We start from the raw sequence: 24,989 nt of genomic DNA on the forward strand, positions 1-24,989 counted from the left end.
TTAAATTATTTTTAACAAGTGTTAAAATATGAGTCATTGTGAGGGAAAAATTGAAACAGTGAATAAAAAAATCCTGATAATTTCATCTGATTACACTGGTCACGGGCATAAAAGCATAGCTGAATCATTGCAGGAAAAAATCGAAAAAAACGAACAAACACAAATACATGTTGTGGATGGCTTCTCATTAGGAGGAACAGCATTATTAAATATTGGTAAATCATATGGTCCAATTACAAGATATTCTACCCAATTATGGAATGCAATATGGCATGTTTCTGCATTGAATTCATATGCGATTGATAAAGGTGTAGAAAATCTGATTAAAGACAATTTTATGGCTTTGTTAAACGAAGTGAAACCGGATGTAATCCTGTCGATTCACCCAAACTTTAACGGTTCCGTCATTAACATTTTAAGAAAAGAAAAAATTCAAATTCCTTTTGGTACTCTTATTGCGGATTTGGTTAATATATATCCATTATGGTGCGATCCCAGAGCTGACTTTATTTTAAGCCCTACTAAAGAAGCAAAGAGAAAATGCTTAGAGTATGGCGTGCCTAAAGAAAAAATTCATGTTGTAGGATTCCCTGTTCGTGAGCGATTCCTAGGGCATAAAAGAAAACCATTTGAAAGTAAATCTGAACATAACTTTTTATTAATGAGTGGGGGCGAAGGCGTAGGGGATATGAATGCGATTGCGGAAAACCTGCTTAATCACTTTGATTGCACAGTGACCATCATAGCGGGAAGAAATGAAACATTAAAAGCAGATTTAGAAAATTTCCTGAAACCTCGTTTTGATAAACGTGTAGAAGTTTTAGGCTTCACCCAGAACATTCAGGATCTCATGCTTGCTGCTGATATTGGCATCATGAGAGGAAGCCCAAATACCATGTTCGAAGCGGTTGCAACAAATTTACCAATGATTATTACAGGAGCACTGCCAGGACAGGAAAAAGATAATCCGTTATTTGCAGAAAAACATCTTTTAGGTGTGTACTGTCAGGCCAACGAATATCTGAAACCGATTATCGATCAGTTATTGGCTAATGATGGAGAAAAATTGAAAAAAATAATGGAATCTCAAAGAAAGTTTATCAATCCACATGCTGCACAGGATATTTTAGATTATGTCATGTCGGCCCAAAAAGCAACGTTGAAATCAAGGAAAAGAAGAAGAACTCCTCTAGTTCTTGCTACAAGGAAATCTTTTAAAAAGTTCAAACGGAGAAAGCCTTTAAAAAAGTTAATTCGGAGAGTTGGATAATGAATTAAAGATAAAAATAACAAAAATGGCTGAGAAAAAATCAGCCATTTTTGTTATTTTTATACGGTAAGCTTTTCAGGAGTAACAAAAAAGTTCAATTACTCAATTTTAATGCTAAGAAATGAGGCATTTTATATTTACTTATAGTACAAAATAAAGCTTAAAATAAGAGTATATTTGGCCTAGTCACAGGGTTTCTGCTATAGACTGCAAAGGAGCAGACCTAAGTGAGAAAAGATGATGGGGGATACAGAAGCAAAGTGAATTTCTTTTCTAGAAATCGATAAACAGTTGTTCTGGAAACGCCCCAAATTTGAGCAATACCTGTAATAGGTGTTCCACTTGCCACGCCCTAGATTAACGCGTTTTTTTCAGCCTTCAATGTTGTAAGCTGTAGGATGATGTGGTTGGTATATCGCGAGCTCAGCCCCACTTGGAAGTTTAATGAAAGCGAGATTACCCCAACTATGATGAATGATCGGCTCTGAGATTATGACGCCCTTAGCGGTAAGTTCTGTAAGTGTCTTTTCTATATCATCGCACATAAAGTAAAACTCATGTTTTCCCACCATGTCTGTAGGATGCACGGCGATCTCGGCAGGCGGTAGTTTGAAGATCAGCCATCCATCACCTGCGTCAATCCCTGATAAACCGAGCACATCACGAATGAAGACTCGGTCAGCCTCTGGTTTGGTACTATAAAGAATAATGTGTGCAGCATTAATCATGCTTCATTTTCACACTCCTGTTCATCATCGGCTAAAAAGATATTTATGCTGACAACTTCATTATCTCCATTCCTGTTATAATTTTTTCGTGGATACTGAAATCAAAATGATATTTTTCTAAACCCCTTAAATAAGACAACCTAATACGATGTTGAATGATGAATATACCACTAAAATTTTGGAGAATTTATATGAAAATGTTACTCTTTCTTATTAATAGAACATTTGAGACGATGAAACGTTTGAATATTCTGATTAAAAACGGACCCTTGGAATCTTAAAGGGTGTCTTATATAAATCCTGAAGGACTTATCCAATTTTTAAAGGCTATCCGTTTTGAAATGATCCTTTCTAAATTAATAATTTGTTAAGCTTAATTAGGTATGATATAAGCATAAAAGTGAAAGACTTTTTCATAGAACCCCCTTTTAATATAGTTTTTTTAGCCCCCTGAGATTTGCTCTCTTGAGGGCTATTTTTTTATCAAAATACATGATTATTCCCATAGACGTTTATACTATCGAGACTTTTAAACCGTTAACGGAATTAAAAAGCAAAAATTCGAATGGTAAGCTATATCATTCTTGTTACAATATGGTGTAGAAATGAGGTGGAAATATGAGTTTTTTTTTAAGAAGTTATGAGGGATGATTAAGAAATAAACTTTAATCTGTCAAATAACTGATAAAAAAAATGATAAAGAACTTACTTTAGCTCGAACGATCAGTGTTTTTTTAGTTCATCTTTGGAAAATGAACCTTTTAGTGGGATGGGTTATACCCCCTTAATCAAAGTGGTAGGCATTTTTGTATGCAAACAAAAACGCACAGAAAATAGATTCCCATGCGTTATGTTATTCATACATTATTTATTAGCGTTGATTTTCTGTTGTAATTGCTGATTAGAATTCTGTAATTCTTGATCCATTTTTTCTAAAGCACCATTAATCGCAGCTTGGTCTTTCTTTTGAATGGCTGCTTTTAGTTCTTTATAGATAGCACGTGTTCCTTGCTCTTTTCCTTTATCGTTTTCATGATTTTCTCCTTCATGGTTTCCGAATAGTGCTTCTAATTTTTGGTGTGCTTGTTGCTTTGTTAATTTTCCATCTTTAACTTGTTGATGGATGGCATCAATTTCTTGTTTATGAGCATTATAAAATGCTTGTCTTTGCGTTTTCTCTTGGGCTTCTTGCTTTTGCATCCCTGGTGTTTGTCTTAATTGCTTCATTAAGCTTTCACGGTTTGCCATATCCTTTGTTAATTGATCCTTTAGTTGTGGTGTAGCGTATTGATTGATAATGTTTGTAAGCTCTTTCTGTTTCTTGCCTTTTCCCCATTCATGTTTACCTTCTTTTTGATCCTCTTTTTGGACGGTTGAGACCAATTTTGTAGAATTAGTTTTATGATTGGCGATTGCAGTCCCAACGGCAGGTACTAATAAAGCTGCTGCAAATGCAGGTGCGATTAAGCTAGACTTAACTTTCATAATAAAGAACCTCCTCAATAAAATTGGATTACATCATTCAATATAGCCAAATTTTTTGAACAAACTATGACCATCAAATTAAATTAAGGAAATTTTAATAATTAATTAAATTAACAAGCAAACAGAAGGTGATTGCTCCATTTCGGCTGCTTTTTTACTAGAGAAAAATAAGAGCATATTAGCTCCCGTTGAGTTTGGGGTTCAACCGAGATACGTGTAAAAACAGGTAATATTCTTACTTTTATTTCCATATGTCACGATATAGGGACTTAGACATTTACCAAGGTTTACTTTATTATTTTCAATCTAGATAATAAGTTGAAAATTTGAGAAAAGCCTGCCTTTTATTGTTGCACATAAAAAAGACACCGAGATTTATTTAACATGAATTTTTGCAACAGTTCCAGACAATATGTCATTTCGCTGATAAAATCACTATCAATTAAATATCTCATAAGAGGATGAGAGAAAAATTTGTTCTGCCTCTTTCCCGTCCACAATGGTAGATACACCTTCAATTTTGTATTCTAAGGTATCAATTGATACGGTCGATTCAATTCGGAGATGAAGTTCTTTTTCGAATTCCCATAAACTCAGATGATCCAAAGCAAAAAATACTAAGTCTTTTTCCGATATCGCAAGTAATTGACAGGCGTACTTTTTTACATTCTTTAAGCCATTATCTGTATAAGTAATGATAAATTCAATGTCTTTTTCAATCAATGCGCGTTCTTTAACAAAATACATGCAGCTTATTTCCCTCCAATAGTTTCTACCTGTGGTTACTATAACTGAATTTAAATGTATTTAATAAAAGCTTGAGTACTTTTTGTGAATTTATGTAATTGATTTCAAGGAATTTCTTTTTCTAAATCTAGATGTTTAGTTAAACTCCAAAAAATTCATTATATTTTCCTAATGTGAATTACCTTATATGTCCTAATAGTTAGATCATCCATTTATTTGACTAAAGCCCAATAATAAAATTTTTTGTAAGCAAATAGGAACCGCATTTGCGATTCCTATTGATTTTTATTTATTTGCTCCATTTATGATGCTAAGAGAATGGTTTAGTGCAGATTTGCACTTGCTGACATCAGGGTTTGATGAACGAACTGCTGCTAAAACCACATCAATGGTTCCATCTATTTTCGTCCAAGTCGTGCCATCTATTTTCCTAAGCTTAGGTTCTGATGTATCCCATTCATGTTCTAAATCGTCGGCTCTTTTTTTCGCAGAAGTAAAGTCTTTTGAGTTTACATGGTTTAACATATCACTTTCAATATTAGCAAAGTCAGTTAATTGTCCAGCTAAAGAATTTTGAGATGAACCACTTTTTGCTGCTTGTTTATTTGCTCCATTTAGAACACTTAGTGAATTGTTAAGAGCAGTTCTGCACTTACTGGCATCAGGGTTTGAAGAACGAACCGATGCTAAAACCACATCAATGGTTCCATCTATTTTAGTCCAAGTGGTGCCATCAATTTTTCTAAGCTTCGCTTCAGAGGTGTCCCATTGATGTTCCAAATTGTCAGCACTTTTTTTGGCAGAAGTAAAGTTATTTGAATTTACACTGTTAAGCATATCATTTTCAATTTTAATAAAATCGGTTAATTGCCCAGCTAATGTTGCTTGAGGAGAATTGGTTTGCGCTATACTATTACTGCGCCAAATATAGCCTCCTATACCAACAACTAAGAAAATACATAGTACTATAATGGTTTGTGTCAAAACATTTTTCTTGTTTCCAATTGCATGAATTGTCTCTGCTGATTCACTTTTTGCATTTATATCAATTTTTGAAACAGCAAGAAAAATGATGATTGCTAAAATTGCTACAAGAAAAATGACACTAGTAATGGTTGTCCCTAACCCTAACCCACCATTCACTTTTGGTTGGGGTAAGTCCGAGATAAGTCCAAAAAGCGCCATACAGATGTAAAAAAATGTAAAGATAGCACAAAAATCCTCATTTAGCTGTTTTAAACTCTACCTGGGGTTCAGCCGAGATACATGTAAAAATAGGTCATAGACTTACTTTTATTTCCATATCTTACGATATCCATAATAGAGTATGGAAAGAATTCGTTCTTTTTTGGGCCACTCATAAAAAAGGGAGATTTTTTAGTCGCGAAATGTTACAAAGTCTCAAAACATGCATAACCCCGTTCCTGATTTTAAGACGGGGTTAAAAAGTTGTTAAATTTTTGATGTAAAATACTTCACTGCACTTAAAAATATAACAATAAAATCGTTTAAATCTAAGGGTTTCTTATTACATATTCGCGCCCTTTAGCTGAATAACGAACGCACCAAATCAATGATCATTTCTGCTTTTATTTTGATACCACGTATCAAAATTTAGGGTTGCTTTGGCTGGTTCACTATCAGGTTTTACTTCCAAAACCTTCTTGGTAATGACCTCTGCTTCCTCACGACTCACCAATTTGTCAGGTATTTCATAAAAGAAAAGTAACCATTCCCACAAATCAATATCTTCCGGATTAAGTTCTACGGCTCGACGTGCATGATAAAGTGCAGTTGCATATCCACCTGTCATATGACAAAGTGCTGTTGCCATTAAGGTGCTTGCAAAAAAATGATTATCGGCAGACTCGTCTTCCTGTATCATCTGCCATGCAAAAGTATATGCAGTGATCGAATTAGTATCAAATCCATATTCCACTAACCATTCCTGAACAACATTTTTTGGTTGACTTAAGATAATGATTTCTGCACTCTTAATATCACCGTTATTTAGGCAATTAAAAAACGGTTGCTTCATTTTGAAGCCCTCCAATAAGGTAATATTTTACTTTATTTTAGCACAAACTATTTCACCAGACTTACCATTTAATTTAATAAACAAAAAGCTGGCAATATTAAGAAAGAAATTCGGCTTTTTTGTTGCTCTGGAAAAGCGCCCTAAACTTAAATAAATAGCACAATTCTTGCTACAGAATTGCGCCCGATAGTGGAATAAGAAAATAGCGAAAACAAGCTTTATTATGAGTTAAATATAATAATAAATAAAATATCCATTACCACAGCAATAATTAAAGAGATGAGCTTACTCCACCATTTATCTTTAGAGAATATTAAGATTCCAGCAGCAATTGTAAAAAACATACACTTTGATGCAATTATACTAAAGTGGAATGTATCGGGTAAGAAAACAGTAGTCACATAAAGCACTACTGTTAAAACTAATGAATTAATTATAATCTTTAACGCCACAAAAAATCACACTACCTTTGTTGTTAAACTCAAGCCTCCGATACTTCAATAAGAAAGGAAATTATTTTCAATATCGGGATGGAACAAATTCGATTGGATATTGTTCTCCTAACTGTTTCTTTACCTCTTTAAAAAGTTGCAACCCTTTTTCATTGTGTTTTTCCACTACCTTTAATCCATTTTCTTTTAATGAATCCGTTTCTAAGTCAAGCCATTTACCATATTCCGATCCCCATTCGAATAGTTCTTCCTGTAATTTATCTGATAAAGGGAAATCCTCTATATCAAGATTACAACCACATACATTACACCAAATGGGGTCAGCTGAAAAATCTGCTTCGAATTTAAATGAATTAGTAAATTTGCATTTACAAACATCTTTTAACATAAAAAGTCAACTCCCGAAAAAAAATATTCTACTCACTAGTTTGTTGAAGATCATTGCAGTGTCACACCCGTTCAGGAAAAAATTTTACGAGGACAACTTATACTGTTACATGAAAAAAAGACGTTTACCGTCTTTTAAAAAGGAATTTTAAAATATGTGAAAATAATACAGAAAGATAACAATTCCACAAATTAATATCATCAGTAACGAATTATATAGCTTCCTTTTTTCTCCTATTATTATCGAATGAATAAAACGAAAAATTCCAATCAAAATTCCTACAATAGCCATAAGTAATAACATTGCATACCACCTAAATATTTGAGTTTAAATAACATTATATTTCTTTTCCCTTATTGAAGTGTATTTGATAATTTAATATTGAGCCACTTTTAAATGGTTCGATCACATAAAAAATGAGCCACCCGATTTCCAATTTTAATAACCTCTCTTATGATTGAAAGTGACCACTTATCAATTGAAGAGAGGAAAAAAGGATGATCGATATGGCTCAATTTCATAATATCAAATTTTTGAAAGAGGTAGAAGGACTGTCTCAGCGACAGATTGCCAAGAAACTTGGTATTTCAAGAAATACTGTAAGTAAATATCTTAAACAAAACGAACCGCCAACAACAATTAATAGGCAAAAGGTTTATGGAAAAAAGGAAAGTTCAGATGAAATCAAACGTGTCCTTCCTATCATAGATCAATGGCTTGAAGAGGATTTTAAGCGATGGGGAAAACAAAAACACACAGCTGCCCGGATCTTTAGAAGATTAGAAGATGAATATCAATTTAAAGGGTCAGAATCAAATCTTCGTAAGGTTGTCGCAAAACGCAAAAAGAAGCTTCAGGAAATCTTCATTCCTCTTGATTTTCAACTCGGCCACCAATTCCAATTCGACTGGGGAGAGGCGGATATATTTCTACAGGGTCGAATTCAACGTGTTTACCTCTATTGTATTCAGCTTTCTGCTAGTCGAGTACGATTTGTGAGAGCCTACCTCCATCTCAAACAAGAGGCTTTTCTTGATGGTTTTGTCCATGCGTTTGAGTTTTTTGGTGGAGTTCCAACTGAAGGTCTTTTTGATAATTTAAAAACAGCTGTGGAAAAAATTCTCCAAGGTAGAGATCGATTAGAACAGGAAGCATTCCTTGCCTTACAAGCTCACTATTTGTTTAAAGCAGAATTTTGTAATGTACGCTCAGGGAATGAAAAGGGGCGTGTCGAAGGCAATGTTGGATACATACGAAGAAACGCTTTCGTTCCATTACCAAATGTCCAATCAATGGATGAATTAAATGATTATCTATTGGAATGGTGTTTAAAAGAAGCCGAACAAAGAACTGTTCCTTACACAAAAGAAACTGTAGCCCAGATGTGGGAAAAAGAAAAAGAATACTTTCACCCACTCCCAGAAAAAAGATTTGAAGCTTGTAAACTCGTTTCCTGCCGAGTGGATAAAACATCACTGGTTACGATTGAGACCAATAAGTATTCTGTGCCGTGTCGTTTTGTTGGACAAACGGTATGGGCAAAAATTTTTGTCGACCGTTTGATCATTGTGGCTCAAAATGAAGTGATCGCTGAACATTCCCGTTCCTATGAACAGAATCAAATGTTTACAATTTTAGATCATTATTTAGAAATATTGGTTAAAAAACCACGTGCAGTACGAGATGCACATGCATTTCAATCATCTGATATTCCAGAAGTGTTCAGGCGTTTCCATCGAAAGATGAGAGAACAAGAAGGAGCCATAGGTGATCGGAAATTTGTTCGACTCCTCCTCCTTCATCGAGAAATTGGTATGGAGAAATTAACACAGGCACTTCTAGAAGCTGAAAAGACGCAAGTCTTTAGGTATGAAGTAGTCCATGAAAAAATCCAAAGGCTCACCAATAACAGTTTCATGCTTGAAAATCTTTCAAGAGAAAAAACGCCAACTAATCTACTAGACTATAAAATTCTAAAGTCTAACATAGCACAATATGGACAATTAACTGGGGGTCAGATGAAATGAATACAGAATTATTATTAGACCATATGACAAAGCAATTAAGGATTCCTACAATCGCTAAACAGTATCGCTCTCTAGCGAGAGAAGCCGAAGAAAGAAATCTCAGCTATGAAGAATTCTTATTGGCATTATTAGAAGCAGAGGTTCAAACTAGGGAAGAAAACCAAAAACAGAGACGCCTTATGCAAGCTTCTTTTCCTATTCAAAAAACGTTAAACACTTATGACTTTAGTTTAATGCCGAGCTTAAATCGGAACCGTTTCATCACTCTTGCCAAAGGAGAATTCGTTGAGAAAAAGGAGAATATTATTTTTCTTGGGAATAGTGGCACTGGGAAAACACATTTAGCTATTAGCCTTGGAATAGAAATGATTCAGAACGGCTATAAAACAAAATTTATTACCGCTTCTGCGTTGGTAGAAGAACTCTTGATGGCCCATGAAGAGCATAAAATTGGGGCATTAGAAAAAAAGTGGCTCAAATTCGATGTGATCATTATTGATGAATTAGGGTACGTCCCCTTCACAAAAATGGGAGCAGAACTTTTATTTCAATTCTTTTCTAGCAGATATGAACGGGCAAGCGTGATCATTACGACCAATCTTGAATTTACGGAATGGACAACCGTATTTGGTGATGAAAAAATGACGGCAGCATTATTGGACCGTTTAACGCATCGGTCACACATCCACCTTCTAAATGGTGAATCATATCGATTTCGTCAAAGTATGAAGCAAAAAGAAGTCGGGGAAGGGTAACCGAAGCCGCGAGGTGTTTGGGGTTTTGGCCCCTCCCCGGGGCAAAAACCCCAAACACCTAATTACTCCCATTAATGGGAGTTGAAACTCATTAAGTGGCTCACTTTTGAAGTGATCGCTCTGGCTCAAATTAATATTGACAAAAACATGAAGTAAACTGCCCTTTACTTTAAGTGAAATTTTACGAAATCTCTTCATTCATTCCAATTTCCTTTAGACGTGATGCTCAACAATCTGGCCCGATTGCTGAATAGTGGGATTGCCTCAGCACCCCCACTGTTCAGCTTAAGATCCTGTTACTTTAAGGATGCATATTGGTAGCAAAATCTTAAGAGTTATGACACTACATAATACTGCTATAGTCTGTTTTAGTTTTTAGAAAAAAAAGCCGATTCCTATTTGGAGAACCGACTTTAAAAAGCATTAACTTATCGAACTGAAGTACATAGTTAATGTGTTTATCGAAAAAATATGTATTTATTTTAATCTTTAAGGGGGAGCGTCAGGAAATTAAATTTCGCACGCTAAGCCATTTTTTTACATAAAAAAGCCGGAATCCTGTCCGCTAAGGATTCGGCTTATATGAAAAACAATAAGTTTTATAGAAAAATCCTTATTCAAAAAAACTTAATGCCACATCGCACATCTTTTCTGGCTGCTCAACAACAGTCCAATGACCACAATCCTCGATTTCCACCAACTTCATATGGGGAATATAATCAATCAATAGCTCTTTAATTATAGAAGGTTTTAAAATGTCGTGATTTCCTTGAGCAACAAGGACGGGGATGTTTGAAATCTTATGGATATTCTCTGTGACATCGTAGTTGTTTAGCATATCAGCTCCTATTGCATCATTAACCTCATGATTAAAAATGTTTTTTTCTTTCCGTTTTAAAGTTTCCTTAGAAAAAACATAATAGGAATCCAATATATTAAAAATCTCATCCCTTGAAGAGTTCCTATTTCTAAGATTGTCTTCCAATTTGGAGAGCTTAGCTTTATCGTCTTCAGTCATTGTTTTTTCCAATTCTTTGCTGAACACTTCTAATCCCATAGATGTGACACCTAATGCAGCAGTTAAAAGTATTTTATTTACTTTTTCTGGGTAAGTAGTTGCGTAAAGTAAAGCAAGCATGGTTCCCCATGATTCACCGAATAAGTTAATTTTTTCAAATCCTAATTTTATTCTTAGTGATTCTAAGTTTTCAATTTCATTTTTCATTGAGTATTCGTTATTCTGTGAAAGGTCTGATTTCCCACAACCTCGCTGATCATAAAAGACCAACTTAAATTTGTTTGATAATGGAGTCATATAAGGGAGAAAAAAGCGATGTTCACTTCCAGGTCCACCGTGAAGGAATACAATCGGTTCGCCTTCCCCTATAAGATTTACATATAGTTGGTAATCGTTGATTCTTATAAAACTAGCACTCTCAGTATTCATGGGAACCTCCATTAGAAATAAGTATTTTAGTTGTTAACTTCGGATAATTTTCGATATAAAGCTGATCTTGAAACATTCGTAATTTCACAAATTTGCTTTACGGTCATCTTCCCTTCTCGATAAAGCTTTATTGCATAGTTAATCCCAGCATGTTTATCGTGATACTTTTTAACTCTGCCCCGGTATTTCCCTTCCTTTTTTGCTAAATCAATTCCTTCACGTTGACGCATTCGAATGAGATCGCGCTCTAATTGGTTTACCCCACCCATAACCGTCATTAAAAATTGACTATAGGGATTCTCTTCCGATAGATCTAACCAGGTGTCTTTTAAGGACTTCAAGTTCGCATTTTTCCTTTTGATGTGATCCACTAATTCAAATAAATCTCTTGTGCTACGAGTAATTCGAGTAAGATCCGTAACAAAAATGATGTCCCCTTGTTGAAGGGATTCCAACATTTTTTGCAACTCTGGTCGATCTTGTGTCGCTCCAGACAGCTTCTCTTCAAAGATAATGTCCATTCCAATTTCGTTCAGTTGCTGAAACTGCCTTCCAGGGTTCTGGTCAACAGAACTCACTCGTACATAACCGATTTTCATCATATTTCACCTCTATTTTGAAACAAGTCTTACGGGACACTTCTAACTAGCATTCTATCAGTATTTTTTATTTGTTCCAATAGAGTACACTCTATTGGTATATAATCATATGATAGATAGTTTTCATAATACAGAATATTCATTAATTATTCAGGTGGAGGGGAGTTTATATGGCATCAATTGAAAGGACGGCGTATCCTCGGTTTAAGCGAAGCTTAACAAAAAAAGAACTGCAACGAATTTATACCTTAACATTAGAAGAAACTCAATTTATTTATTCGATCGCACGAGGACCAGAAAACTTATTAGCAGCTGCAGTTCTGCTCAAATCGTTTCAGAAGCTAGGCTATTTTCCTAAGGCTCATAACATCCCGAAAGGGATTATTGAACATATCAGTAATTCGTTAAACTTGTCGCCTGGTACATCCTTAGATTTCAAACCATCACGAACCACACAGAGACATCAACAAGAGATACGTAAATATTTTAACGTCATACCAAATGGTAAACAAACACGGCCGATTATCATCAATATTTTAACCGAAGCAGCAAAGGTGAAAGATCATCCCTCTGATCTAATTAATATCGCTATCGAAGAGCTCGTTAAAAGCAGGTGTGAGCTACCAAGTTTTCGTGTTCTAGATGAGTTGACAGGGCATATTCGTAGGTCTGTTAATCAAGAAATCTTCCAGCAGGTATTTAAAAGGCTATCAAATGAACAAATTCATTCTTTCAATGAATTACTCATTAGAAGCGAAAAACAGCATTACAGCGATTATAATCGGTTTAAAACACTTCCCAAAAAGCCTACTTTAAAAAATCTAAAGGATCATATCGACTATTTTAATTGGCTTCAATCTTACGGTGATATGACACCATTTTTGGAAGGAGTTGCACCATCTAAAATCAAATACTATGCAGCCGAAGCCAAGTCTCTAGATGCAGCTGAATTAAAAAATTATTCCGAACCGAAACGGGTCACACTTCTTATTTGCTTTATTCATCAGGCCCAAGTAAAGACCAAAGATCACTTGGCTGAAATGTTTCAAAAACGAGTTGGAAATATTCATAACTCTAGCAAAGAGGATCATAAGGACATGAAAGAACAGAAACAAAACGAGATGGAGGATCTAATTTCAATATTTAACGACGTTTTGCTTGTCATGGCCAGTGAGAATGACGATGCGACCAGTCATGAAAAGGTGAAAGAAACGATCACCTCATATGGAAGTGTCCAAACATTGTTGGATAAATGCGAGGCGGTGGCTTCAATAAAAGGAATTAACTATTATCCTTTCATCCAGAAACATTATCAAAAAAGCCGGTCCACTCTTTTCAGGCTTGCTGATCTGTTACAGTTTACATCTACCTCTCAAGATCAATCCTTGATGCATGCGCTTGAATTTGTGATGGAAAACAGGAATAAGCGCTCGGATTGGCTACCCGATGAAGTGGATCTCTCGTTTGCCTCTGATCAATGGCGCAAGATGGTTCGAGTAAAACAAAGGGTTGGAGGTTGGCTCATTCATCGCCGGCACTTGGAAGCATGTGTCTTCTCTTGTATTGCAACAGAATTAAAATCTGGCGATATTTGTGTCCCAGGGTCTGAATCTTATGATGATTATCGAAAACAATTGCTACCTTGGGAAGAGTGTGAACCTTTAATACCGGAATACTGTCGTGAATTAGGTTTCCCTGAGAATGAGGTAGACTTTGTAAAAGGATTGAAATCATGGATGATCGAATCCTCCAAACAAATTGACCAGGACTTCCCCGAAAATGAGCACGTGAGTATCAACGAAGCCGGTGAGCCAATTTTGAAAAAAGTGAAGAAACGCGAATACAAAAAGTCATTGAAAGAATTAGAAGAGTTGATTAAAATGCGTCTCCCCGAAAGAAATTTGATTGATGTCTTATGCAATGTCGAACACTGGGTTAATTGGACACGCCATTTCGGACCATCCTCCGGGTCCGATCCAAAGCTCAAAAATCCACGTGAGCGATACATTTTGACTACTTTTGCTTATGGCTGCAATTTAGGACCTGTTCAAGCAGCTCGACATATGCGAGCAGATGTGACCGGTAGTGTCCTATCCTATACAAATCAAAGGCATATTACGGCTAGAAAGATTGACCAAGCCTTGAAGGATATCATAAACCATTATCATTATGAGTTTGATTTACCTAAGCTTTGGGGAAAAGGTGAATCTGCTGCGGCAGACGGAACCAAATATGACATTTATGAAGAAAACCTATTGGCCGAATACCATATTCGCTATGGTGGTTATGGTGGAATTGCATACCATCACGTTTCGGACAACTACATTGCTCTTTTCAGCCACTTCATCCCTTGTGGGGTATGGGAAGCTGTGTATATCCTTGATGGTTTGCTGAAAAACGAGTCGGAGGTGCAACCAGATACTATTCATGCCGACACACAAGGGCAATCTACACCGGTATTTGGCTTATCTCATCTGCTAGGTATCAAACTGATGCCGAGAATTCGAAATTTCAAAAAGCTCACTTTTTTCCGTCCTAGTCCTGACATGAAATATAAACACATCGATTCTCTTTTTAGTGATACAATCGATTGGGATTTAATCGAATTACATTGGAAAGACCTTTTACGTGTGGTATTGTCCATTAAGCATGGGAAAATCTCTTCATCTATGTTATTGAGAAAGCTGGGTAATTACAGTCAAAAAAACAAACTCTATCAGGCATTCAGAGAGCTTGGGCGTGTCGTGCGTACGGTTTTCTTACTTCAATACATTTCTGATATTGATTTACGCAGGAAAATCACGGCTACCACTAACAAAGTAGAGGCCTACAACGGATTTTCTAAATGGCTGTTCTTTGGTGGAGATGGAATTATTTCCGATAATGATCCGGAGCAACAAGAAAAGTCAATTAAGTACGGAGACCTGGTAGCAAATGCAGTTATTTTTCAAAATGTCGTGGATTTGACTTTGGTGATACGTCAGTTAAAACGGGAAGGGTATTACGTAGACCCAGAAGATCTAAGTGTGCTTAGTCCTTATCTTATGGAACATATCAAACGATTTGGTGATTACTTCATTGATTTAGAAGAACCACCTCAACCTTTAGATGGAAAGCTGGGGTTAGCAATTAAAACAGCTTAAAGAGGGCTTTTGCGCCCTCTTTACATTTTTTTTACATCTGTATGGCGCTTTTTGGACTTATCTCGGACTTACCCCTGGTTGAGATAGGAAATCTCCCAACGATGCTCCAAGTGGTCGAGTCAAAATATACGCAATCCAAAACGCTAATACGCCATCAAGTTTTAAGAATTTCCAAGACAAAAATACACAAGCGATGATAATAATGACCGTTATACCAGTGTTTAAATAGCCAAGACCGAGTTGTTCGGAATATAAATCACCTACTGCAGTCCCAAGTGCAAATGTAAAAAGAATAGTCAGCCAATAGAAAACTTCTCTTTTTCTGGTATAAATTGAGTGTATTGAGAGTGTTTTTTCGCTCGAATACCAAAAAAGAAAAGTTAATCCAAGTAGAACGGAGAATACACCGGTACTAAGCTCAAGAGGAACTCCCATTCCATCTGTCAAATTATCTGTTACCAGCGTACCAAATACACTTATAAGTACAACCGTTATCCAATAAAAAGCTGGAACATATTTCGTTGCCCTGAATTGAAAAAACAAAACAATGAAAAATGCTATTCCCATAATGATGGTAGTGAAAGTTAATCCAAATCCTAGGTTGAAATTTAGGAAATCAGCAAATGTTTCCCCGACAGTCGTGCATAAAACTTTGATGATCCAGAAGTAAATCGTAACTTCTGGAACCTTACTTAATATGTGCTTACCTGAAGCTTGTGGCATTTCAGGATGTTCTGACACGGTTAAGTTTTCCTTCAAAAAACTCATCTCCTATTTGGCAAAAGTATATGTACTAAAAAATTCCACTTTCATGAAATTTCCCTAGTCTTTACTTTACTGTAAATTGGAAGTTTATTTATTAAACACTGATTAAAATAAACTTAAGTGTCTGTTAATAAGATGCAGCATTTTTTTATTGTTCATACGTTCCATGAGTGTTTAAAATGGGAAAGTAATCTTTCATATGATTACTCATTATTAATTATTAAGAAGAATTTAATCTAATGTTTAGATGAAGTTTATTAGAATCCATTAAAATTGCGTTTGGTACAAGCATTAATGAAATTAAAAGACACATTTAGTTATCTAGTAAAATATTGAAATTGAAAAAAATTAAATTGAGAGACAAAAAAATTTATAAAATTTTGCGGAATTTTAAATACCATGGAGGAACATTGTGTCAAGAGATATTGGAATTGATTTAGGAACAGCAAACTTATTAGTATATATCAAAGGAAAAGGAATCGTGATAAATGAGCCTTCCGTTGTAGCAGTAAATACAAAAACAGGAAATGTATTGGCTGTAGGCGATGAGGCAAGAAATATGGTCGGTAGAACACCAGATAACATAACGGTTATACGCCCTTTAAAGAATGGTGTTATAGCAGATTTTCAATCAACTGCTGCAATGTTGAAATATTTTATATCTAAAACGAAAAAATTTGAATCAAATCTTATTCCAACAAAACCTCGAGTAGTCATATGTACACCAACCGGAGTAACCCAAGTAGAAAAACGCGCTATACGTGATTCAGCACTTAAATCGGGCGCCAAAGAAGTATATGTGGTGGAAGAGTCGCTTGCAGCTGCTATCGGTGCCAACCTGCCAGTAGCAGAAGCTGTGGGAAGCATGATTGTAGATATCGGAGGGGGAACCACGGAAGTAGCGGTTCTTTCACTCGGTGCAATTGTAACCAGCCGTTCTCTCCGAGTTGGAGGCGACGCTCAAAATGGGGCCATTATGGGGTATATCCGAAAACAACATAAATTATTAGTCGGAGAACGAACTGCTGAAAACATAAAATTTGAATTAGGTAGTGCATGGGAACCAGCAGTTGGCATGAGTTTAGATGTCCGAGGAAGAGATATGGTAACAGGTCTTCCTACAACATTGAAAATTTCATCTGAAGAAGTTTATAATGCGTTAAAGGAACCAGTTCAACAGATTGTGGATGAGGTAAAATTAACCTTGGAAAAATGTCCACCTGAATTATCAGGAGATATCTTGGAGAATGGAATTGTATTAACCGGCGGAGGATCACTTCTAAGGAATATGGACAAACTCATTGAAAAAGAAACTAAAATTCCTGTTAAGATTGCAGAAAATCCATTGGATTGCGTAGCAATTGGAACGGGGAAAACATTAGATAACTTAAATGTTTTTCGCCAATCGAAAAAAGCCAAATAAAAAATAAGATATCAAAACCCTTGGGCTTTGATATCTTATTTTTTTACTATACGAATATAAATTTTCATGGTTCCCAACCACGCGTCTATGCAGAACTCCAAAGATTGCAATAAACAGTTTCTTTGTAGAAAAGGTCAAATTTCAAAGTTTGTTGGTATTAGCTTGATGGGCATGGGGTAGCACCCTCATTTCGCGAATTTACAACGCTAAGCATATAAATAAAGTGCTCGTCTCCAATAAACCCCAGTGATCTTTGGTTAAATGATCTGGCGAACTACCGCAAGCAATCCTGTGATTAAAACATAAAAAAGATACCACATAGGAACCCTATACTTATTGGTGATAAGGGAGGTGGTCTTATGTGGTACCTTTATGTGTCTGTTCTAATCTTTAATGCTGTAGCCATCTTAATCAAAAAAAGATTAGAACCTATTGTGTATTATGCTTCTATCTTTTGGGGGCTATTCACTGCAGAATTTGTAGATAAATGGACAGATAAATGGGACTGGTATGGATTTTTTGAACCACAAGTGATTGACTGGCAGACTAACCTTATTATCTTAGGAATTTATCCAGCTGCTACGGTCCTTTTGATTAATTGGTACCCTTATGAGCGAACAATAAAAGCTAAGGTTGCCTATGTTCTTGCATGGTCTGTATTCTCTACCCTATTTGAGTATTCTTTTTATCTTGCAGGGTATGAACACTTTCATGGCGGATGGAAATGGTGGCATTCAGCTATTACCTATCCCTTCTGATACGAGATACTGTTCATCCAAGTATGGTTTGTAAGACAGCTAATAAAAAGGGTTTGACGGATTACGGCATTTGAAAATTGTACCAATAGCAAGTTAAATTTATACATCATATAACTGATGTATAGGGAGTCCGCCCTTTTTTTAAAACGACCTTCTCCGTCAGGAAGGTCGTTTTTTTGTATTTACGTTTAAAACTAGTTTAGAATCTCCTGATTCAAGGAGAAAGTATGTCAAAAATCCTGAAGAAACCAGACTATGAAGCTCTTGGCGATATATACAAAAAGTACCGATAGCCAGTTGATTTTCTAAGTGATATAACAGTGGTGTAGAGATTTTCCCCCTCCGAAATACGAACCTTTTGTCCGCTATTGAGCGGGCTTTTCTTTTTATTCAGGGGTAGTACTAATGGCGGCTCCCCTAATAGGGATCGCCGTAAAAAATTTTTAATAGACCCCTTTCAATCCTTTGATGGAATCTGATCTCCTTTTAATGAACATGTAATAGTGCCGTTTTTAAAACGCCATAAAACAGAAGGGCTGAAACCAGCATATAAAACGTACCAGTTCTTTTTCGTTGTTGTAACTCAGAAATGCCAAAAGAAAACATTATAATCCCTAACAAAAACAGGTTAATTGGAAGAACCTCTTGATTGTTTACGATTAAACCATAAATACTGAATATCACTACAATTATCGAAAGGCTTATTCTTGAGATTCTTAGCAAACAAGTCACCAACTTTCCGTATCCTTATCGCTTTTATTGATGCTATTCTAAATAGGTCGCTTATTTTTTTGTGGCTGCATATTCATGGAGCATTACTGGTATCCATATATTAACATTTGCAAAAGTATTCTTTATTCTTTCCTGAGATGTTCGTTTACTCCTTCAGCATAACAGAGTTATTTAATATAGCCTAATTAAAAGAAACGAAATTGATTTTGGAGTTATAATCACGGGTGGTCTGCATGGATCAACAAACATTTGGTTTTAAAAATGCTTAAAATATAGTTGTTGTCATCACACTTCTTTAATTACGCATATTTTTCTCTTAATTACAGTTCATAATAAAATTGTTGTTAATATATTCAAGAGCAGCACATACTTTTTTACCCTGGGTAAAGTCATTGAAGACGTACAACCAAGGTTTTTAATTTTTAATGAATGTGTTGTGCGACGTAAAGAGAGGATTTTTTATTGTTATTTATTATCATCTTAGGATTCAACATCGACTTAACAGATCCTAGGGAATGTCATCTTATTGCATATAGTGACAGCTTCGCTGGCACACCCTCAAACAATGCCTTTGGAGACTCCGTGTCAATATATACTAGATCTTCCAGTTGCAAAGCTCCAATTGTCTTACGTTGAGGTAATCGAAGTGGCTAAAAATTCAATTATCAAATACATGTGGTGGGACCCCTGCTTGTTTTTCTAGGGCAAGTATAAATATACTTTCTTCATAAACATATTCTTGATATTCATTTATCTGCTCGCGCCTTTTTAAATTTTCTGCCTGCAATTTTTGAATTTTTGATTGGACCTTTAATTTATTAAATAAATTTTTAAAAAAGTTATTTCGTAATCGTTCAATTTCATCTTCATTTTCTTTTATTGAAATTTGGTTTAGGCTGATAAGCTCACAATAGGTACTAATAAATTCCTTGTGTTTTTTTACATTATCCCTTAATGATTTAATATACTCGGCTTTTAATCCAAATTTATTTATTGAATCTAAATGTATCTCAGGATGCTTTTTTGTCATGATTGTAATCTCCGTTGTGTGTTTTACCTATAAACCATAAGGTTATTTTATGCTATACAACTTTAATTGAGGTTAAGTTTTTCTTTCCATTAAATTAAATTTGAACATAATTTATTAAATGCAAAGATAAGATAATTTTACTTAGTGTAGGAAAAGTAGAATTATTTTAAGATGGAAATACGAACAAAAAAATATATATAATAGAAGAAACTCGTCAAAAAATAGACTTTGCACACAATGGTTTTTTTAAATGGGAATAAAAAATTTGGAATTTTTGTGTATCTAAAGGATAATCAACCTACATAAATATCCATTTTATACCCTAAATAAGAAAATCGAAAACGGTCGTTTATGGTTATAAAACGAAAACCGTCTCTTCTAACTTCAAAACTACTAAATTTTATAATCAAAAATATAACCAAAATCAAAAGACCAATATATCAATACCTAATCTCTCTTCAGGAGGGCTTTTTATTTTGTCTCATTAAACTAAGCATATAATATGCATTATATACGTTTAAACCCTCCAAAACCTATGTTATACTCATCGTATAAGGTTGTTTTTTACCCTGATTTTATGTGGTTTTCAGGGTGCTAAACTCGGCATATAAGTTAAGAGGTGGAAGAGTGCTAGAAGAATATATTACCAATCTTGAAAAACAGGATAAGTCCCCTAAAACCATTATTTCCTATCGGAATGATATTCTTATTTTTATGGATGATTTACATATAAAACCAAATGAATTTGTGACGGCAACAGATGTAAGAAAATGGATAAACGGTATGTTACATCCAAATGATAGAAAGCCTTTGGCCATCACGACGATTAATCGACGATTAAATGCTTTACGCAGTTTTTATTCATGGGCTCAAAAAAATCAAAAGCTGCAGCATAATCCAATGGAAGAAATTCAGGACATTAAGTCGGCCGATGAAAATCAAGAAAAAATCATGTGGCTTACAGAGGAAGAATTTGAAGATTTATTAAATCGTGTAAGAAAGACACCGGTTAAAAGCAGGGGAGTGGATCCTGAAGAAAAGTACCGGCGTGATCGGGCGATCATTTATTTATTGACGTACGCCGGTTTACGGGTAGATGAACTTTCCCATTTAAAGTTAACCGATCTTGACATGGAGTTAAAACGAATTCGAATTTTGGGGAAAGGACGAAAGCTTCGGACCGTGCCGATGTCCAACACCTTGTGGCAGGAACTGTACGACTGGTTACTCTTTCGGGCAGAAATGGCAAACAGGAAAGAGCATGTAGCAGAGTCGCCGTATGTCTTTTATAGCCAGCGGTCTCCACAATTTACGGTCCGTGGGATTCAGACGATGATGGAAAGCTATAGTTTGCCACAGAAAAAATTGACGCCTCATATGTTTAGGCATACATTCTGTAAATGGATGTTAAAAGCAACCCATAATGACATTGAAAAGGTGAGAAGACTCGCCGGTCATAGTAACATTTCTACCACGGCACGATATTTAAAAGATTCTTATAGCGACTTGGCTGATGCTGTGGAAGCCATGCCGAAATTTTAATTTTTGTGAAGATGATCTAAGTTGGGTAAGGAATAGGACGTTAAATTGAAAAGTACCTATATAATAGTAGAAACTCATATTAAATAGCCTATTCTGTGAGCATAGGCTATTTTAGTATTCAACAAACAGGCTATTGTATTTAACAGCACCAACCTTAAGGTTGCATTTAAAGCCTTAAGGCTTTATGGGTTAGCGTAACCATGCAAAAGTAAACAATAATCATATTATATCTTGATTTTTTCTCCATTCATCATCGTATCAAAACGCTTTAAAACGAGTGCTGAAAATATTTAGCTAGGCCATCGTAACAGAAACGTTCGTTTTTGTTACAGGTATTTCAAACCTTTTTATTCAGCAAACGGGCCAGATTGTGTAATAACACATTTAAAGTAAATTGGTATCAGCAAAAGATATTGTGAAATTTTTCACTTAAAGTAACGGGGCAGTTTAGTTTAGCAACACCTACGTACTCAAAATGATTTTAATGTATAATATTGTAAAATGCGATTGAGTATAGGAGGGGTTATCATCAGAAAATATGTTGTTTTTGCTTTGGTTATAGTAATGGTATTGTTTTTATTTGTAGGATTGATTTCAAAAAAGGAAGCACATAGTATATCAAACGAAAAGGAAAACGATGTAAGGAAAATAGCTTGGAATTACATTCCAAAATCAGAAATACCACATATTGTCGGTAGTTGGAAAGATGCAAAAGTTTATAAACGACCTCTAAGACAATTTAATATGAAACAAGTCTATATTGTTAGCTTTCCAACAAATGAGAATCCTTCACTTGGTGACTATGCAATCTATATAGATATTAATACAAAGAAATTCCTTGGTATTGGACTAAGGGACTAAAAACCAGTTCACATTTCTTTTTTAACGTAAAAGGTTGTGAAGGATTGTTCTTAAGCTAACGGGGGCAAGAGTTTAATAACGATATTCAATTATCGGGCGCATTTATGTAGTAACAAAAAATCCTAATTTCACATTAAATTGGGTAAAATTAGGATTTTTAATATTGAAAATTCCTTAACGTTGTAAACCCGCATTTCCCAACGCTACCCCTGCCTTCATTAAAATGGGCTTTTTTGTTTCGTTAAATAAAACAGATTCATAACCTAAAAGTTATTTTTACGGTTTGTTAAAGTACCTTAAGGAAAATAGAAGAATTGCTGGCAAAATGAAATAACCTGAACCTTTAGTTTTACTACAATGTAGTGGGATCAAACATAAATTCATTGCCTATGGCTGAACGTCCCAAATTGGTTAATTGTATAGAACGACGAATGGCTCCTTTTTCAACCCAACCTAGATCAATGAGACGTTGTGTAATTGATATCGCCAACGGCCCTGCTAAATGATGTTTTCGAACTGTCCAATCAATATGAAGAGGAACGGCTTCAGGATTCACTTTTTTAGGTAAGGGATGGATACCAAATTCTCGTAACCATTGTTTTCCTTTATCAGTCAATTGATAAAACTCCCCTAAATCACGGAGATATCCCAACTCAATCAATGCTTCTGTAAGTGCAACACCCAATTTTCCTGCTAAATGATCATAACAGGTACGAGCATAATCCAGAGCCTTTTTGTGGCTGGATTGACGTAGAGATCGTACTTTCACAGGTGGCGAAACTACAGCAATTGCCTCCATAACTTGAGCAACCTCCGGTCCAGCAAGTTTGTAATAACGATGACGTCCCTGAACTTCCACACTAATAAGTGAGCCTTCAACCAGTTTTGCTAAATGAGCACTCGCCGTTTGCGGAGATACACCAGATAGGGTTGCAAGTTCACCGGCTGTTAATGCCTGACCATCTGCCAGGGCTATTAGGATCGTTGTTCGTGTGGGGTCACCTATGAGTGAGGCTGTAGAGGAGATATTAGAATACATCGTCATGTTAAAGCCACTCCTTCCAAACAATCATATAAAAATTATATCATTTCGACATTTCGATGAAACGTGAAATGTTAGGACTATATAATTGTGATAGTTGCTATCAAAACGAATACTCATTGGAAATAGGAGTGATTTAATTATGAGAAAGGACAGGATACAAACGAACCAAACTGATCAAATGATTGTACTTACAGCAGGTATTGGAATGTTCTTATCTACTTTGGATACAGGGATTATTAACGTGGCATTACCCACATTGGTACAGTCTTTCAATTCCTCAATTACTGTTATGACCTGGACTATTACGATGTATACGTTGGCTCTGGTTGGGACTATTATTATTTTTGGACGTTTAAGTGATAAGTATGGACGTTTAAAGATTTATGCTTCAGGCCTCATTGTATTTTTCATGGCTTCCATACTTTGTGGTCTATCTACCTCCCCAGGTGAATTGATCACATTCCGTACCCTTCAAGGAATTGGTGCTGCTATGTTACAGGGAACTGCTGTAGCCATTATTACCACTGCAATTCCAAAAGAGCGACAAGGAGTAGCTCTAGGAACATTAGGAGTTCTATTGGGGCTAGGGCCGGTTCTTGGTCCAAGTATTGGGGGGTTTTTAATCTCCTTGGGAAGCTGGAGATGGATTTTTTTTATCAATATACCCATCACTTTAGTAGGTTTATTAGGCTGTACTATAGTCTTTAAAAAAGTAAAGGAATCAAGAAACGCCATCCAAATTGATTTGCCGGGCAGTATATTATTGGGCTTTTCCGTATTAGCCCTACTCCGAGGGCTTTCAATGTTATCTACATCAGGAATTGTAAGCATTGAGTCCCTCGGACCTATTATGCTTTTTGCAATTTTATTTGTACTATTCTTCTTTTGGGAGAGAAAAGCGAAAGAACCTATTGTGAATTTAAAGCTATTCCTGCATGGTGATTTTGCTGCACCCGTTTTGGGGATATTTGTACTTGGTGGGGCAACCTCACTAGGTTTTATTGTTCCTCCTTACTTTTTAGAACAAGTGTCAAAGCTTGAACCATGGCAAGCTGGCCTAGTCAATTTGTCTGCCCCTTTAGGGCTTGTTTTAATGTCTAAAGTATCCGGACGGTTAATTGAAAAAGCAGGCACTACTCGCCTTATGATGATTGGCCTTATTATTATGGCTGTTACTTATGGAATTCTCGGTATAATGCAATCGAATTGGAGTCCGTCTCTAATTGCAACATTGTTAATGTTATACGGGGTTGGTGCAGGCTTTTTTGTACCACCCAATACTTCGGCTATTATGAGTGCAGTTGGTCGAGAGATTCAGGGAACAATAGGTGCTTTTCAGCGAATGATGCAAAATCTTGGAATTGCCCTGTATGCAACGATAGCCTCAGTGTTTATCCGAACCCATTCGCATTCAGGTATAGAGACAATCATGAGTGGTTTTCGAGAAGCATGGATATTTGCGTCTGGAACCATTTTGTTGAGTCTACTGATTTTTATATTTGTTTTTAGACGTAATCCTATAAATCAAACTTCCGATATCTACAAGCATACCGACTAATATATAATTTTAAATTTCAGTTATTCCATTATAGGGCGCAAGAATTGAACAACGATGGACTGTTTTCAGCAGTCCATTTTTCTTGATCTTTAATCAGGTAAAGGGCAATTTAGCGAAAAAAGTAGCTGAAATAATATGTTGTCCTTGACCCATTGTGTATCAAATAAAAAAGCTAGGAAACGTTCCTAACGTCCAG

The 24,989-nt window shown here is 35.6% G+C and carries 22 protein-coding genes; 9 read left to right on the plus strand and 13 right to left on the minus strand.

Going from position 1 to position 24,989, the window contains the following annotated elements:
- Positions 1–58: 58 nt before the first annotated feature.
- Positions 59–1,270, plus strand: a complete 1,212-nt coding sequence (locus HPT25_RS26680; RefSeq protein WP_173071686.1) for an MGDG synthase family glycosyltransferase — start codon at positions 59–61, stop codon at positions 1,268–1,270.
- A gap of 223 nt (positions 1,271–1,493) precedes the next feature.
- Here HPT25_RS26680 and HPT25_RS26685 read toward each other — a convergent pair whose 3' ends face one another.
- The 7 genes from HPT25_RS26685 to HPT25_RS26715 form a co-directional block, all read right to left on the minus strand.
- Positions 1,494–1,619, minus strand: a complete 126-nt coding sequence (locus tag HPT25_RS26685; RefSeq protein WP_312857362.1) for a helix-turn-helix domain-containing protein — start codon at positions 1,617–1,619, stop codon at positions 1,494–1,496.
- A 22-nt stretch (positions 1,620–1,641) separates the two neighbouring features.
- Complete coding sequence (locus tag HPT25_RS26690) at positions 1,642–1,998, minus strand: VOC family protein (RefSeq protein WP_173071688.1); 357 nt, start codon at positions 1,996–1,998, stop codon at positions 1,642–1,644.
- 864 nt (positions 1,999–2,862) lie between these two features.
- The gene (locus HPT25_RS26695; RefSeq protein ID WP_173071690.1) at positions 2,863–3,483 is read right to left on the minus strand and encodes a hypothetical protein; all 621 of its coding nucleotides are present in this window, start codon (positions 3,481–3,483) and stop codon (positions 2,863–2,865) included.
- A gap of 438 nt (positions 3,484–3,921) precedes the next feature.
- Complete coding sequence (locus HPT25_RS26700; RefSeq protein ID WP_173071692.1) at positions 3,922–4,230, minus strand: hypothetical protein; 309 nt, start codon at positions 4,228–4,230, stop codon at positions 3,922–3,924.
- 285 nt (positions 4,231–4,515) lie between these two features.
- Positions 4,516–5,415: a hypothetical protein gene (locus HPT25_RS26705; protein ID WP_246277405.1), complete on the minus strand. Its 900-nt coding sequence runs from the start codon at positions 5,413–5,415 to the stop codon at positions 4,516–4,518.
- A gap of 385 nt (positions 5,416–5,800) precedes the next feature.
- On the minus strand, positions 5,801–6,268 hold the full coding sequence (locus tag HPT25_RS26710) for a tetratricopeptide repeat protein (protein ID WP_173071694.1): 468 nt from the start codon (positions 6,266–6,268) through the stop codon (positions 5,801–5,803).
- A gap of 519 nt (positions 6,269–6,787) precedes the next feature.
- The gene (locus HPT25_RS26715) at positions 6,788–7,108 is read right to left on the minus strand and encodes an immunity protein CdiI family protein (protein WP_173071696.1); all 321 of its coding nucleotides are present in this window, start codon (positions 7,106–7,108) and stop codon (positions 6,788–6,790) included.
- Positions 7,109–7,614: 506 nt separating this feature from the next.
- On the opposite strand from HPT25_RS26715, the gene istA reads away from it, so the two are divergent.
- Positions 7,615–9,135 carry an IS21 family transposase gene (gene istA / locus HPT25_RS26720; protein ID WP_246277406.1) on the plus strand — a complete coding sequence of 507 codons (1,521 nt, stop codon included), beginning with the start codon at positions 7,615–7,617 and terminating at the stop codon, positions 9,133–9,135.
- A complete protein-coding gene (gene istB / locus HPT25_RS26725; protein ID WP_173066597.1) occupies positions 9,132–9,890 on the plus strand; it encodes an IS21-like element helper ATPase IstB in 759 nt (252 codons plus the stop codon). The genes istA and istB overlap by 4 nt, the downstream gene beginning before the upstream one ends.
- A gap of 613 nt (positions 9,891–10,503) precedes the next feature.
- Here istB and HPT25_RS26730 read toward each other — a convergent pair.
- On the minus strand, positions 10,504–11,337 hold the full coding sequence (locus tag HPT25_RS26730) for an alpha/beta fold hydrolase (protein WP_173071699.1): 834 nt from the start codon (positions 11,335–11,337) through the stop codon (positions 10,504–10,506).
- Positions 11,338–11,363: 26 nt separating this feature from the next.
- Positions 11,364–11,939, minus strand: a complete 576-nt coding sequence (locus HPT25_RS26735; protein WP_173071701.1) for a recombinase family protein — start codon at positions 11,937–11,939, stop codon at positions 11,364–11,366.
- Between the two features lie 167 nt (positions 11,940–12,106).
- Between HPT25_RS26735 and HPT25_RS26740 the strand changes: the two genes are divergently transcribed.
- Complete coding sequence (locus HPT25_RS26740) at positions 12,107–15,079, plus strand: Tn3 family transposase (RefSeq protein WP_173071703.1); 2,973 nt, start codon at positions 12,107–12,109, stop codon at positions 15,077–15,079.
- A 57-nt stretch (positions 15,080–15,136) separates the two neighbouring features.
- Here HPT25_RS26740 and HPT25_RS26745 read toward each other — a convergent pair whose 3' ends face one another.
- Complete coding sequence (locus tag HPT25_RS26745; protein WP_173072066.1) at positions 15,137–15,802, minus strand: COG4705 family protein; 666 nt, start codon at positions 15,800–15,802, stop codon at positions 15,137–15,139.
- 451 nt (positions 15,803–16,253) lie between these two features.
- Here HPT25_RS26745 and HPT25_RS26750 point away from each other — a divergent pair, with 451 nt between their 5' ends.
- Both HPT25_RS26750 and HPT25_RS26755 read left to right on the plus strand, forming a co-directional pair.
- A complete protein-coding gene (locus HPT25_RS26750; protein ID WP_173072068.1) occupies positions 16,254–17,267 on the plus strand; it encodes a rod shape-determining protein in 1,014 nt (337 codons plus the stop codon).
- 359 nt (positions 17,268–17,626) lie between these two features.
- Positions 17,627–18,025, plus strand: a complete 399-nt coding sequence (locus HPT25_RS26755) for a hypothetical protein (protein ID WP_173071705.1) — start codon at positions 17,627–17,629, stop codon at positions 18,023–18,025.
- 486 nt (positions 18,026–18,511) lie between these two features.
- On the opposite strand, the gene HPT25_RS28900 is transcribed toward HPT25_RS26755, so the two are convergent.
- Positions 18,512–18,709 (minus strand): DUF3953 domain-containing protein, encoded by a 198-nt coding sequence (locus HPT25_RS28900; protein ID WP_217270012.1) that lies wholly within the window; start codon positions 18,707–18,709, stop codon positions 18,512–18,514.
- Positions 18,710–19,415: 706 nt separating this feature from the next.
- Positions 19,416–19,787, minus strand: coding sequence for a hypothetical protein (locus HPT25_RS26765; protein ID WP_173071709.1), 372 nt, complete (start codon positions 19,785–19,787; stop codon positions 19,416–19,418).
- Positions 19,788–20,414: 627 nt separating this feature from the next.
- Between HPT25_RS26765 and HPT25_RS26770 the strand changes: the two genes are divergently transcribed.
- Both HPT25_RS26770 and HPT25_RS26775 read left to right on the plus strand, forming a co-directional pair.
- A complete protein-coding gene (locus HPT25_RS26770) occupies positions 20,415–21,329 on the plus strand; it encodes a tyrosine-type recombinase/integrase (protein ID WP_173071711.1) in 915 nt (304 codons plus the stop codon).
- A 501-nt stretch (positions 21,330–21,830) separates the two neighbouring features.
- Positions 21,831–22,190, plus strand: coding sequence for a hypothetical protein (locus tag HPT25_RS26775; RefSeq protein WP_217270013.1), 360 nt, complete (start codon positions 21,831–21,833; stop codon positions 22,188–22,190).
- Between the two features lie 352 nt (positions 22,191–22,542).
- Here the strand turns inward: HPT25_RS26775 and HPT25_RS26780 are convergent, their stop codons facing one another.
- Positions 22,543–23,235 carry an ArsR/SmtB family transcription factor gene (locus tag HPT25_RS26780; RefSeq protein WP_246277407.1) on the minus strand — a complete coding sequence of 231 codons (693 nt, stop codon included), beginning with the start codon at positions 23,233–23,235 and terminating at the stop codon, positions 22,543–22,545.
- Between the two features lie 139 nt (positions 23,236–23,374).
- Here HPT25_RS26780 and HPT25_RS26785 point away from each other — a divergent pair, with 139 nt between their 5' ends.
- Complete coding sequence (locus HPT25_RS26785) at positions 23,375–24,793, plus strand: MFS transporter (protein ID WP_173071715.1); 1,419 nt, start codon at positions 23,375–23,377, stop codon at positions 24,791–24,793.
- Positions 24,794–24,989: the final 196 nt, after the last annotated feature.

Origin of the sequence: Neobacillus endophyticus (genome assembly GCF_013248975.1) — a bacterium.
Taxonomy (GTDB): Bacteria; Bacillota; Bacilli; order Bacillales; family Cytobacillaceae; genus Neobacillus; species Neobacillus endophyticus.

Excerpts from the sequence above, each read along its gene's own strand:
- HPT25_RS26690 (WP_173071688.1), bottom strand. The coding sequence starts at position 1,998 with ATGATTAATGCTGCACACATTATTCTTTATAGTACCAAACCAGAGGCT.
- HPT25_RS26695 (WP_173071690.1), bottom strand. The coding sequence starts at position 3,483 with ATGAAAGTTAAGTCTAGCTTAATCGCACCTGCATTTGCAGCAGCTTTA.
- HPT25_RS26700 (WP_173071692.1), bottom strand. The coding sequence starts at position 4,230 with ATGTATTTTGTTAAAGAACGCGCATTGATTGAAAAAGACATTGAATTT.
- HPT25_RS26705 (WP_246277405.1), bottom strand. The coding sequence starts at position 5,415 with ATGGCGCTTTTTGGACTTATCTCGGACTTACCCCAACCAAAAGTGAAT.
- HPT25_RS26710 (WP_173071694.1), bottom strand. The coding sequence starts at position 6,268 with ATGAAGCAACCGTTTTTTAATTGCCTAAATAACGGTGATATTAAGAGT.
- HPT25_RS26715 (WP_173071696.1), bottom strand. The coding sequence starts at position 7,108 with ATGTTAAAAGATGTTTGTAAATGCAAATTTACTAATTCATTTAAATTC.
- istA (WP_246277406.1), top strand. The coding sequence starts at position 7,615 with ATGGCTCAATTTCATAATATCAAATTTTTGAAAGAGGTAGAAGGACTG.
- istB (WP_173066597.1), top strand. The coding sequence starts at position 9,132 with ATGAATACAGAATTATTATTAGACCATATGACAAAGCAATTAAGGATT.
- HPT25_RS26730 (WP_173071699.1), bottom strand. The coding sequence starts at position 11,337 with ATGAATACTGAGAGTGCTAGTTTTATAAGAATCAACGATTACCAACTA.
- HPT25_RS26735 (WP_173071701.1), bottom strand. The coding sequence starts at position 11,939 with ATGATGAAAATCGGTTATGTACGAGTGAGTTCTGTTGACCAGAACCCT.
- HPT25_RS26740 (WP_173071703.1), top strand. The coding sequence starts at position 12,107 with ATGGCATCAATTGAAAGGACGGCGTATCCTCGGTTTAAGCGAAGCTTA.
- HPT25_RS26745 (WP_173072066.1), bottom strand. The coding sequence starts at position 15,802 with ATGCCACAAGCTTCAGGTAAGCACATATTAAGTAAGGTTCCAGAAGTT.
- HPT25_RS26755 (WP_173071705.1), top strand. The coding sequence starts at position 17,627 with ATGTGGTACCTTTATGTGTCTGTTCTAATCTTTAATGCTGTAGCCATC.
- HPT25_RS26765 (WP_173071709.1), bottom strand. The coding sequence starts at position 19,787 with ATGACAAAAAAGCATCCTGAGATACATTTAGATTCAATAAATAAATTT.
- HPT25_RS26775 (WP_217270013.1), top strand. The coding sequence starts at position 21,831 with ATGCGATTGAGTATAGGAGGGGTTATCATCAGAAAATATGTTGTTTTT.
- HPT25_RS26780 (WP_246277407.1), bottom strand. The coding sequence starts at position 23,235 with ATGACGATGTATTCTAATATCTCCTCTACAGCCTCACTCATAGGTGAC.
- HPT25_RS26785 (WP_173071715.1), top strand. The coding sequence starts at position 23,375 with ATGAGAAAGGACAGGATACAAACGAACCAAACTGATCAAATGATTGTA.